Genomic DNA, 12016 nt, shown 5'->3' on the forward strand with positions numbered 1-12016 from the left:
TATCATGAAAAAATATAAAATCAGCTTATTAGCCACTTTGGCAACCACATTAGGGTTTGTCGGGTGTGTTTCTGAAGACGACGTTGTACTGCCGGAAATCGGAAAAATAGTATATTTTGAAGATTTTCAGGATACAGCAACACACGAAAATTGGACAAATGTGACCGAAATAGGTTCAAAAAGCTGGGGACCGCAGGAACACAACGGCAATGTTTATTATGAATTTTCGCCTTTCCAAAGCGGAAATGAACTTAATATCGGTTGGTTTGTTTCGCCTTCCATCAACACCGAGGAGGCATCATTGAAAAGACTTACATTCGAGGTAGCACACCACCACGTAATCAATACGGAAAACAATTATATTCAGGCATATATTTCCACCGATTTCGACGGAGAAAATGTTTTGGCAGCGACATGGACAGAATTTGGTTTCAACAAACCTACTCCGGCTATCCAGAACTACGAATTTATCAAATCCGGAATCATTGATTTGAGTGATTATTCCGGAACGATTTATGTAGCGTTTAAGGTTACCGGAGGAACAGCTTCCCAGAATGCCGGTGCTTACATGATTGATAATGTTAGAGTATTTTAAAACCTGATAAAATGAAAAATTTCAAATTCACATATTTATTGCTATGTCTGGGCATTTCATTAATGTTCACGGCATGTGCCGAGTCAGACGATTACGATAACACAGAAGTCGTGTATGAAGAGCTGACAGCGACCAAATCTATTGAAGAAATCTTTGCGATGGCAGACGCTCAGCTCAGACAATTTACCGAAGATGATGTGGTGGAAGGCTACGTTTCGTCGTCTGATGCCGGCGGTACTTTCTACAAAACGATTTCGATTCAGAATCCGGAAAAAACACGCGGGTTTTCAATTTCTGTGGATATGTATAATATCTACACCGAAGCCGAACCAGGTCGGAAAATATACATCAAATTGAAAGATTTGTACTATACGCTCAAAGACGGTGCTGTGGTAATCGGTGCAGAATATAACGGAACTGTCGGGCGTATGCGTCCGCAGGATTTCAAAAAGCACGTACAGCTTTCGGCAGAAAAAATAGACGAAAACAATTTGTTGAGCATCGTGGATATTTCTTCATTGAAAAACAACAAATATATCAATCTGTTGGTACAGGTAGAAGGAGTGCAGTTTGCTCAGGAAGCGTTGGGTAAAACTTTCTATGACCCAGACAACGATTTTGGCGGAAATGCCACCAATCATTATATCGAAGACAGTTCCGGAAGAATGATTTTCAGAACCAGTGAATTTGCCAAATTTGCAAACCAAACTGTACCGAGTGCCAGCGGAAAGCTGAGAGGTGTTTTAACCAAATACAGCTCTACATTCCAGTTTTTTGCCCGTACTTTTGATGACATTATGCTGACTGAACCTTACAACCGCGTGCCAACGCATCAAGGAGGAACAAACCTCAACTATCAATCGGCATTTGTCGTAGATTTTGAAGGATACAACGTTGACCAATCTGCTTTCCCTGAATTGATTAACGATTATATCGCAGGTGGACGGTACTGGCAAACCAAATCTTTCAGCAACAACAAATATGCACAAATGACTTCTTTCGGAGCCAATGCAGATGTTAAAGCCTACCTCATCGTTCCGGTAGAGTTTACGGGAAGCAACACCATTTCTTTCCAAACCAAAGACGGACACAACAACGGCGAGGTACTGAAAGTTTATTATACGCTAACTGACAATTACCAGCCGGGAGATTTAATCCAGGTAGAAAACTTCACGGATATTACAAGTAATTTCACAATTGCTACCGGTACAACAACCGGCTATGCACCAAATTTTACAAATAGTGGCGAATACACCGTTCCGAATAGTGTAACAGGCAACGGATATCTCGTTTTTGAATATACCGGAAGTCAAACTGTGACCACAACTATGCAAATAGATAATATCACAGTTGCTGAATAAATCACAAATTGTGCAATATCAAAAAGCCTGTTTGAAATTCAAACAGGCTTTTTGATTATACCTACTCCTTATAAAAAATCCGTTTTACCCGTTGCGAAATTGATGTCATTACTTCATACGGTATGGTTTCCCATTTTTCGGCGATTTCGGTAATGCGGAGGTTTTCATCAAATATAACCACTTCATCGCCTTCCGTTGCCGGAATGTTGGTAATGTCAATCATCAGCATATCCATACAAATGCTTCCGATGATTTTCACCCGCTGACCGTGAACCAGCACACTGCCTTTCTCATTACCGTATGCACGTCGGATTCCGTCGGCATATCCGATAGGAATTGTAGCTATGCGTTGCGGTTTGTCTGCCCGGTATTTCCTGCCGTAACCTACGCTTTCGCTGGTTTCAATTTCATTAATTTGCAGAATAACCGTTTTTAGCTTAGCAACATTTTTTAATTTTTGGTTTTCTTCAGAATGATTCCCCACGCCGTAAAGTCCAATCCCCAACCGAACCATATCAAACTGGTATTCAGCAAAATGATATATTCCGGAAGTATTCAGAATATGCCGGATAGGCTGTATATTCAAGCTTTTCATCAGTTGCCCAGACCAATCGTCAAATTGACGAATTTGCTGTAATGTAAAATCTTGTTGGGTTTTATCATCGCTCGCTGCCAAATGAGAAAATATACTTTTGACCTTAACCCAATGTGTATCTTTGAGATAAGTAATGAGTTCGGGTAAATTCGCTTGTTTAAACCCGAGCCGATTCATTCCCGTATTTAACTTGATATGAACAGGATAATGATGGTTTTCTGATTTTTTAACTTCATTCACAAAATCTTTCAACTCTTTCAAGCTATAAATTTCCGGTTCCAGACCATAAGTAATCAAGGTCGAAAAAGTAGAAGATTCGGGATTCATGACCACAATCGGAATCTGAATACCGGATTTACGAAGCTCGACTCCTTCGTCGGCAAAAGCCACACCGAGATAATCCACTTTCTGATGAGCCAGCAGCTTGGCAATCTCGTAACTTCCGTTCCCATAGCCAAAAGCCTTGACCATGACCATTACTTTGGTTTCGGGATAAATCTTGGAACGATAAAAATTCAGGTTGTCACGAATTGCGTCCAGATTGATTTCCAGCACCGTTTCATGGGTTTTTTCTTCCAGTTCGGTAACGATTCGCTCAAAGGCAAATTTTCTCGCTCCTTTAATCAATATGGTTTCGTTGCGAAATGATTGTAGATTATAATCTCTCAGAAAAGATGCTGTATCCGGAAAACGCTGAAAATTAGGTGTATTTATCAAATATCTTGAAATACTTTCGCCAATACCAATCACTCTGTTGATTTGATTTTGTGCCAGCAAATGACTGATTTTTTCATACAGTACATCATCAGGAAAACCACTTTGGTAGATATCCGACAAAATCACGGTTTTGCTTTCGTTTGTCCGTTGTTGTTCGAGAAAATCCAACGCAATTTTTAGCGACTGATAATCAGAACTATAACTATCATCAATAATCGTACAACCTCTTTGTCCGTCAATGACCTGCAAACGCATATTCACTTTAAACAACTTCGGAATATGTGTTTGGATATAATCTTTGCTCATATTCAAAGCCAGCAAAGTTGTGATGCAGGTAGCCATATTCTGTACTGATGCTTTATCTGTAAACGGAATATCAACTTCAAATCGTTCTTTATCAACCGAAACAAACAACTGATTGTCAGTTAATTTAAATTTTATTTTCGCCTCAACATATTCGTCGAAAGTATAAGACCAAACCTCTGTCTGAGCGGGCAACAACGGAATGACTTCCTCCATATACGGCATGATAATTACCTCACAATGAACAAAAAGCTTGAGTTTCTCATTGATTTTTTGCTGTCTAGTCAGAAAACCTTCATCATGTGATGACCCGATAGAAGTTAGTATGCCGATATTGGGGCGGATAATCCGTTCGAGTTTGTCCATTTCATGAGGCAAGGAAATTCCAGCTTCAAAAATACCGAGATTGTGCCGGTCGTTTATCCCGAAAACAGACAACGGAACGCCAACCTGCGAATTATAACTTTTCGGACTTTTGATAACTTGATAAAAAGGCGTTAGCAAAAAACTCAACCATTCTTTTACGATGGTTTTTCCGTTGCTTCCGGTAATGCCGATGACTGGAAAATCATACAATCCGCGGTAATAAGCGGCAAAATTCTGTAAGGCTTTTTTGGCATTTTTAACCAGAAAAAAAACACTGTTTTCAGGTAGTTTTTCAGGTAGTTTTTCTACCACAAAATAGTTTACATTTTGTTTGAGCAAAGCCGGAATAAAAGTGTGTCCGTTGTGGTTTTCGCCCGTCAAAGCGAAAAAAAGCACTCCTGCCCTGTTTTGCAGAGAACGGCTGTCCACCGAAACATCTGATATATCAATCACTTCCTGACTGCCAAAATACTCAGCCTGCATTTGTTTCGCCAGAATATCAACAGAAAAATTCATTCAATTGTATTTTTATCAAAGGTAAATATTATTCCAGAACAATATAAATCCATTCATTCTTTTCTGCAAACGAAAATTAATACCTTTGTAAAATGGATTTTAATCAAATCATTGGCTACTCGCTGGCGTTGCTTGCCGGAATTTCTATCGGTATGATGGGCAGCGGAGGTTCTATCCTTACTGTTCCGATTTTGGTGTATATTATGCACATCGAACCGGTTCTGGCAACGGCTTATTCCTTGTTTATTGTAGGTACATCGGCGGCTACGGGCAGTATCCGGAACATACGGAAAAAACAGGTTAATTTCAAAATTGTATTTGGTTTTGGCTTGGCTTCCATATTATCAGTGTTTTTCACGCGGACTTACCTGTTACCATTGATTCCGGACACCATTGAACTTGCCAACGATTCTGTCATCAGCAAATCGAATTTTATCATGATTATTTTTGCTTTGGTTATGCTGGCTGCTTCGTCGAAAATGATTAAACCCCGGAAAAAAAATATAGAATTTCAGCAAGAAATCGTAACCAGTTTTGTACCGTTGGCAATACAGGGAATTTTAATCGGATTAATTGCCGGATTGGTCGGTGCGGGTGGCGGATTTCTGATTGTGCCGACATTGGTATTTTTTGCCCATCTGCCGATGAAAACAGCCATAGGCACATCGGTTACCATTATTGCTATACAATCGCTAATTGGTTTCGCAGGCGATTTGATTGTGCAAGATATTCAATGGAGTGTTGTGCTGATTTTTACCGCGGTTTCCACCATCGGTGTATTTATCGGCATGCGTTGGGCAAATAAAGTTTCAGATAAACTACTCAGGCAGATTTTCGGCTGGTTTGTACTGGCAATGGCTGTTTTCATTTTGCTAAAAGAGGTAAACCTGAGCAATTTGTCGGTCTAACTTTTTCAGAAACAAGCCAATTTCCGTATTTTTACTAAAATTTTAAATCATGAAAATAGAACAAATTTACACCGGCTGCCTGGCACAGGGTGCATACTATATCGAATCTGACGGAGAAGTGGCAATTATTGACCCGTTACGGGAAATTACGCCTTACTTAGAAAAAGCCAAGGCTGACAATGCCAAAATCAAATATATTTTTGAAACGCATTTCCACGCCGATTTTGTCAGCGGGCACCTGACACTTTCTGAAAAAACAGGAGCTCCTATCATTTTCGGACCAACGGCGAATCCCAATTTTGAGGCTCATATTGCCACCGACGGAGAGGTTTTCCAATTAGGAAAAATCAGCATTACTGTGCTGCATACACCAGGGCATACTATGGAAAGTGCAACTTACCTGCTCAAAGACGAAAACGGCAGAGACCACGCCATATTTACCGGAGATACTTTGTTTCTCGGCGATGTAGGCCGACCTGATTTGGCCCAGAAAGCGACAAATATGACGCAGGAACAATTAGCCGAGATGCTTTACCATAGCTTGAGAAACAAAATCATGCCTTTGGCTGACGATGTTATCGTTTATCCGGCACACGGAGCGGGTTCCGCCTGCGGAAAAAATCTAAGCAAAGAAACCGTCGGGACTTTAGGGGAGCAAAAGCAAACCAATTATGCTCTTCAAACAGACATGACTGTGGAGGAATTTATCAAAGAACTTACTGAAGGATTGATGCCGCCACCTGCTTATTTTCCGGAAAATGTTCGACTGAACAAAGAAGGTTATCAGGACGTGGAAAAAATCATAGAAAAAAACAAAGCTTTTAGTCCTTCCGAATTCAAACAAGCTGCCCAGGAAGCATTGATTTTGGACGTGAGAGATGCCGAAAATTTTGCTAAACAACATATTCCGGGTTCAATTTTTATTGGTATTGATGGCGGATTCGCCCCATGGGTAGGTGCTTTAATCACGGACATCAATCAACCGATACTGATTGTAGCTCCGCAAGGCAGAGAAACAGAAACGATTACCCGATTGTCACGAGTGGGTTATGACAACACTATAGGTTACCTCAAAGGAGGCATCGATGCCTGGATTGATACTCAACTTGAAACAGACAGTGTTCCCCGCATAGACGCTGAGGAGCTGGCAGAAATACGTTCAAAAAATGAAAATGCGACCATCATTGACGTGAGAAAACCGGGAGAATATAGCAACGCTCATCTGCCGGGAGTTCCAAATCTTCCATTAGATTTTATTAACCAGCAAATGGAGGAATTTCCAAGTACCGAACCGACTTATATTCATTGTGCAGGAGGATACCGCTCGATGATTGCTGCTTCAATACTCAAAGCCAGAGGTTTTCACAATTATGTTGATGTCCGGGGCGGATTCGGAGCCATCAAAAAAACAAATTTACCTATTGAAGAAAACGCTTGTAAGGGAGTTTAAGCTTTTTTGCAATAATATTCAACCCGCCAATGTGCGGGTTGTTTTTTTGTCTTAAAATTATTGATGCTATCAGTTAATTACATTTACAGAAGTATTAAATTAGTGGTTGCTATTGAGTAGTCAATCTCTTAACAGTATTGTATAGATGTTTACAGTATGAACTGTGTTTATTTACAAATTTATTTTTTTACATTCCATACACAATCCCAGAACAATGGTCATGTTTCGCACCGGTTACGCTGCTCAGCACATTATTGATATTTTCCATACGCAGCACCCCGAGAAAAGCAAAAATAATGGCCTCTTTAAAATCTGTCAGTTCCCTAGAACCAACTTCTACTTTCGTGTCTGGTAAATAATATTTCACTCGCTCAATTAAAAAAGTATTAAACGCCCCGCCACCTGTTACCAATAAACGGGCGTTTTTCTTTTTAATGACTTGTGCAATCTGAAAAGCGATATGTTCAGTTATAGTTGCCAAAATATCGTAATTAGAAAGTGTATAGCTATGAATCAACGTCAGGTAGATTTCATTGACCTGTTCCATTCCCAATGATTTGGGTGCCGGCTGTCGATAAAATCCCAATGTGTTTAAAGCATCAAAAAGAGCCATATTAATCTTACCTTGCTGAGCTATTTTTCCTTTATCATCAAACAAAAAACCTTCTTTTTGTGCAAAGTAATTTAACAAAGTATTGACCGGACAAATATCAAAAGCAATGCGTTTGTTTTCGTCTTCAAACGAGATATTGGAAAATCCGCCCAAATTCAGGCAATAATCAAAATCAGCAAAAAGCAAACGGTCGCCAATCGGAACCAATGGTGCTCCCTGCCCACCCAAAGCAACGTCCTGCACACGAAAATCACAAACAAAAGGAATGGAAAACATATCAGCAACAATCGGCAAATTGCCTATCTGAAGTGTAAATCCTTTTTCAGGCTGATGCAAAACCGTATGTCCGTGCGAAGCAATGAAATCTAAATCAGTCAATTGATTTTCAATGATAAACTCGTTTAATAGTTCGCTTAAAAAACACGTATATTCGATATTTAGCAAATGTAAATCGGATATACTCAATGTAATAGCAGTTCTTAATTTTTCCGTCCATTCACCGGGATAAGAAATGGTTGTGCCTTGCAAAAAATCATACGTCCATTGGTCGTTTTGATGTATAAATTCGACAACCGCACAGTCGATTCCATCTAATGAAGTACCCGACATTACACCCAATACTTTATATTTTTCTTTTTTCATTCATTAAAAATAATATATTTTTTGATATATTTGGGCACGAAATTAAATGTATTCAAAAACAAGATAATCGATGGATTTTAAATTAACTGAAGAGCAATTGATGATTCAGCAAGCTGCACGTGATTTTGCACAGACTGAATTGTTACCCGGAGTTATTGAACGTGATGAACACTCTGTTTTCCCTGCCGATGCAGTAAAAAAAATGGGCGAACTTGGATTTTTAGGAATGATGGTTGACCCAAAATATGGTGGTGCAGGATTGGACAGCGTTTCTTACGTTTTGGCAATGGAAGAGATTGCTAAGGTTGATGCATCTGCTGCAGTTGTTATGTCTGTTAACAACTCATTGGTATGTGCAGGAATGGAAAAATATTGTTCAGAAGAGCAAAAACAAAAATATTTGGTACCATTGGCATCTGGCGAAGTAATCGGGGCATTTTGTTTGTCTGAGCCTGAAGCCGGTTCCGACGCGACTTCGCAGAAAACAACCGCAATAGATATGGGCGACCATTATTTGCTGAACGGAACTAAAAACTGGATTACCAACGGTAGTACGGCTTCTACTTATTTGGTAATTGCTCATACCCACCCTGAAAAAGGACATAAAGGTATCAATGCTTTTATCGTGGAAAAAGGTTGGGAAGGTTTTGAAATCGGTCCGAAAGAAAAGAAAATGGGAATCCGTGGTTCTGACACGCATTCTTTGATGTTTACCGACGTGAAAGTTCCGAAAGAAAATCGCATCGGAGAAGACGGATTTGGTTTTGCTTTTGCTATGAACGTACTGAACGGCGGACGTATCGGTATTGCTTCACAGGCATTAGGTATTGCACAAGGTGCATACGAACTGGCATTAAAATACGCAAAAGAACGCAAAGCATTTAAAACAGAAATCATTAACCATCAGGCAATTGCTTTTAAGCTGGCTGATATGGCTGTGAATATTACGGCTGCACGTATGTTGTGTTTCAAAGCTGCTGCAGAAAAAGACAACGGGGAAGATATTTCAATTTCCGGTGCTATGGCAAAATTATTTGCCTCCCAAACAGCAATGGATACGACCGTTGAGGCAGTTCAAATTCACGGAGGAAATGGTTATGTAAGTGAATATCACGTGGAACGCATGATGCGTGATGCGAAAATTACTCAGATTTACGAAGGAACTTCTGAGATTCAGAAAATCGTTATTTCAAGAGGAATTGCGAAGTAAGCTATTAGCTTCTCACTTTACAAATAAAATAATAATCGCAAAACCCGGCAAATTGTCGGGTTTTTTATACTTTTATATGTTGTAATTAGTCAAAATGAGTAACTTTAAATCTGTTCGAAGAAAAATCACTGCCGGATATATTGTGTTGGCAATTGCCGCCGTGGTATCGGTGTGGTACATTCTAAATCAGGTAAATAAAATTTCGGCACCTAATCAGGAAATTGTTTCGGAAACTGCCAAAACTTTCAATTTGAGTGCCATTATTACCGATGTGCTTACTTCTGAATCTTTGTCACGAACAGCTATATTATCTGCCCAACGGAAAGACATTAACCGTTATCATAGTTTAATCGACAGCATTCAACACCGCATCGATACGCTTAAAACAACTTTCACGTCCCCTTCTACTATCCAGAAACTTGACTCTATTCAGATATTACTGACCAAAAAAGAACGGCGTTTTGATGAAATTATCCTATACAAAAATCAGCTCATCAGGTCGAATGATATATCGCAAACTTTAAAAGACATTGAGCAGGCAAAGCAAGAAATTAATTCTAACACTACACCCGCTGACTCAGTAAAAAACACCGATAATTTCTTTTCCAGACTTGCAGATGGTGTTGCCGATGCAGTAAACAGTAGCAGAAAAAAAGACCGGGAACAGAAAAAAATAGAGAAAATCAATCAAGCTCATCAGGCAAAATCAGATAGTATCAGTAAAGTTACCGAACAAATGCTTGAGCAGGCTTTTATGCAAAGCAGAAATGCCCAGCAAAGATATTTTGCCAAAGAGGCTCAGCTGATTGAAGAAAGTAAGGTAATCGCCCAGCAAATCAGGGTATTATTTGAAGACATCGAAAGCAGTGTAATGCAGTCTTCTGACCGGCGAATTGAAAATGCCCGGAATATTATCAGCCAAACATCGACAAACCTTGCCTGGCTGGGAGCAATTGCACTTTTATCCATAATTATACTAGGAATCACAGTTTTACGAGATTTAAGAAACAGCTATCGCAACAAACAGCAAGTGGAAAAACTGAATCTGGAGCTGGAACGATTAATCAAACAAAAAAATTATTTTCTAGCGTCGATTACCCACGATATGGTTTCGCCTTTGAACACAACTATCGGTTTTTCTGACTTGCTGGACAAGACTTTGCAAACCAATCAACAGAAAGAATATTTACAGAACATACAATATTCTACCAAATACATCAAAAATCTGGTTAGCGATTTGGTTGATTTTTCCAAGCTCGAACACGACAGAATCAAGCTGAAAAAAGATTTTTTCAACCCGAAACAACTGATTGATTCAACTGTGAACATTCTCCAGCCCGAAGCCGACAAAAAAGACATTGAGCTGGCGACGGAAATTGGGGAAAATACGGATACTTATATCTATTCCGACGAACAGCGAATCAGGCAGATATTATTCAATTTACTAACCAATGCTATTAAATTTACCCACGAAGGTGGCGTAACGCTGAAAGCCGATATCGAAAATCATTCCCTTGTTTTTGAAGTTATCGACACTGGCATCGGGATAGACCCTAAACATCATGAAACCATTTTTCTGGAATTCAGGCAAGCCCATGACGAAATCGAAAAAACCTATGGGGGAACGGGTCTTGGATTGAACATTACCAAAAGGCTGATTAATTTATTTTCAGGCGATATCCGCTTTGAAAGCGAACCGGAAAAAGGCACTGTTTTTACAGTAATCATTCCGTTGGACGATGCTTCTCAGGTAAAAGAAGAACTATCCGACAAAAATTATCTCATCGATGAGGAAGCACTCAGCGAAATCCGTTTACTGGTGGTTGATGATGATATTTTTCAGTTGCAATTAATGACGGAAATTTTCAAAAACAGAGTCCGGTTGATTACCACACTTTCTGACGGTAATCAAATAGAAAATTACCTGAATAACCAAAAATACGATATTATTCTGACTGATATTCAGATGCCGAAACTGACCGGTTTCGAAGTAATCAAGCTGATAAAAAACAACCCTGAACACAAAAATATTCCGGTAATTGCCCTAACCGGAAAAGTGGATTTAGAAGAACAGGAATACCTTAATTTAGGTTTCAGTGCGGTGGTCAAAAAACCTATCGATATGCCCTTATTGATGAAACAATTATACAGGCTACTAAATATTAACAGCACGGCATTCAAAGCAATAAACGAACCCGACGAAAGTGCTTTTGTCCTTAGTCAACCTTCGGAAATGTACGATTTTTCAGATATTATCAAGTTAACCGGCAGTGATTTATCTTTGATTAAACCTATCCTGCAAACTTTTATTTCATCGACCAAAACTGCTTTGGAAGACATGAAAAAAGCGATTGATAATCAAGATAATGAAACAATATCTCAACTTGCCCACAGAATATTACCTATGTTCAGGCAGTTGCATATCCATGAACCGATTGAGGCATTGGAAGAATTAGAAAGAAATCCGGATAAATTAAATTCTATCCGGATTAATAGCTATTTTGAAATCGTAACCAATTGTTTGAAATCCATCGAAAATGATTGGTCTCAAAACCAATACATTTAGAGCCTGTTTAAAATTTATCTAATAATTTGTTTATGCTTCTTTTTGGTCATAACTGCGTTAAATTTTAAAACGATAGCTCTGCTATCCTTTGAAAATTTGCCTTGTTCTACCTCAAAAATAATCTATAAACATTTTTACAATACAAATTTAAACAGGCTCTTAAACTTCTATATC

Annotated in this window: 8 protein-coding genes; 6 read left to right on the forward strand and 2 right to left on the reverse strand. The window is 39.1% G+C overall.

The window, feature by feature from the left end; translation table 11 throughout:
- Window positions 1-4 precede the first annotated feature (4 nt).
- Entirely contained in the window at window positions 5-595 is a 591-nt protein-coding gene (locus CDL10_RS01145) for a choice-of-anchor J domain-containing protein (protein WP_100676824.1), read from the forward strand.
- A gap of 11 nt (window positions 596-606) precedes the next feature.
- Window positions 607-1956: a DUF5689 domain-containing protein gene (locus CDL10_RS01150; protein ID WP_133119433.1), complete on the forward strand. Its 1350-nt coding sequence runs from the start codon at window positions 607-609 to the stop codon at window positions 1954-1956.
- A gap of 61 nt (window positions 1957-2017) precedes the next feature.
- Here CDL10_RS01150 and CDL10_RS01155 read toward each other — a convergent pair whose 3' ends face one another.
- On the reverse strand, window positions 2018-4453 hold the full coding sequence (locus CDL10_RS01155; RefSeq protein WP_100676826.1) for a bifunctional UDP-N-acetylmuramoyl-tripeptide:D-alanyl-D-alanine ligase/alanine racemase: 2436 nt from the start codon (window positions 4451-4453) through the stop codon (window positions 2018-2020).
- A gap of 92 nt (window positions 4454-4545) precedes the next feature.
- On the opposite strand from CDL10_RS01155, the gene CDL10_RS01160 reads away from it, so the two are divergent.
- Complete coding sequence (locus tag CDL10_RS01160) at window positions 4546-5361, forward strand: sulfite exporter TauE/SafE family protein (RefSeq protein ID WP_100676827.1); 816 nt, start codon at window positions 4546-4548, stop codon at window positions 5359-5361.
- Between the two features lie 49 nt (window positions 5362-5410).
- Window positions 5411-6811 (forward strand): MBL fold metallo-hydrolase, encoded by a 1401-nt coding sequence (locus tag CDL10_RS01165; protein ID WP_100676828.1) that lies wholly within the window; start codon window positions 5411-5413, stop codon window positions 6809-6811.
- A 187-nt stretch (window positions 6812-6998) separates the two neighbouring features.
- On the opposite strand, the gene CDL10_RS01170 is transcribed toward CDL10_RS01165, so the two are convergent.
- Window positions 6999-8066, reverse strand: coding sequence for an anhydro-N-acetylmuramic acid kinase (locus CDL10_RS01170; RefSeq protein WP_100676829.1), 1068 nt, complete (start codon window positions 8064-8066; stop codon window positions 6999-7001).
- 70 nt (window positions 8067-8136) lie between these two features.
- On the opposite strand from CDL10_RS01170, the gene CDL10_RS01175 reads away from it, so the two are divergent.
- A complete protein-coding gene (locus CDL10_RS01175) occupies window positions 8137-9276 on the forward strand; it encodes an acyl-CoA dehydrogenase family protein (RefSeq protein ID WP_100676830.1) in 1140 nt (379 codons plus the stop codon).
- A 94-nt stretch (window positions 9277-9370) separates the two neighbouring features.
- Window positions 9371-11842, forward strand: coding sequence for a hybrid sensor histidine kinase/response regulator (locus CDL10_RS01180; protein WP_100676831.1), 2472 nt, complete (start codon window positions 9371-9373; stop codon window positions 11840-11842).
- The last annotated feature ends 174 nt before the right edge of the window (window positions 11843-12016 follow it).

This window comes from Avrilella dinanensis, assembly GCF_002807015.1.
GTDB classification, from domain to species: domain Bacteria; phylum Bacteroidota; class Bacteroidia; order Flavobacteriales; family Flavobacteriaceae; genus Flavobacterium; species Flavobacterium dinanensis.

Bases quoted from the DNA above. Each gene is read 5' to 3' on its own strand.
- CDL10_RS01170 (WP_100676829.1), bottom strand. From the start codon at position 8,066: ATGAAAAAAGAAAAATATAAAGTATTGGGTGTAATGTCGGGTACTTCA.
- CDL10_RS01160 (WP_100676827.1), top strand. From the start codon at position 4,546: ATGGATTTTAATCAAATCATTGGCTACTCGCTGGCGTTGCTTGCCGGA.
- CDL10_RS01180 (WP_100676831.1), top strand. From the start codon at position 9,371: ATGAGTAACTTTAAATCTGTTCGAAGAAAAATCACTGCCGGATATATT.
- CDL10_RS01155 (WP_100676826.1), bottom strand. From the start codon at position 4,453: ATGAATTTTTCTGTTGATATTCTGGCGAAACAAATGCAGGCTGAGTAT.
- CDL10_RS01175 (WP_100676830.1), top strand. From the start codon at position 8,137: ATGGATTTTAAATTAACTGAAGAGCAATTGATGATTCAGCAAGCTGCA.
- CDL10_RS01150 (WP_133119433.1), top strand. From the start codon at position 607: ATGAAAAATTTCAAATTCACATATTTATTGCTATGTCTGGGCATTTCA.
- CDL10_RS01165 (WP_100676828.1), top strand. From the start codon at position 5,411: ATGAAAATAGAACAAATTTACACCGGCTGCCTGGCACAGGGTGCATAC.
- CDL10_RS01145 (WP_100676824.1), top strand. From the start codon at position 5: ATGAAAAAATATAAAATCAGCTTATTAGCCACTTTGGCAACCACATTA.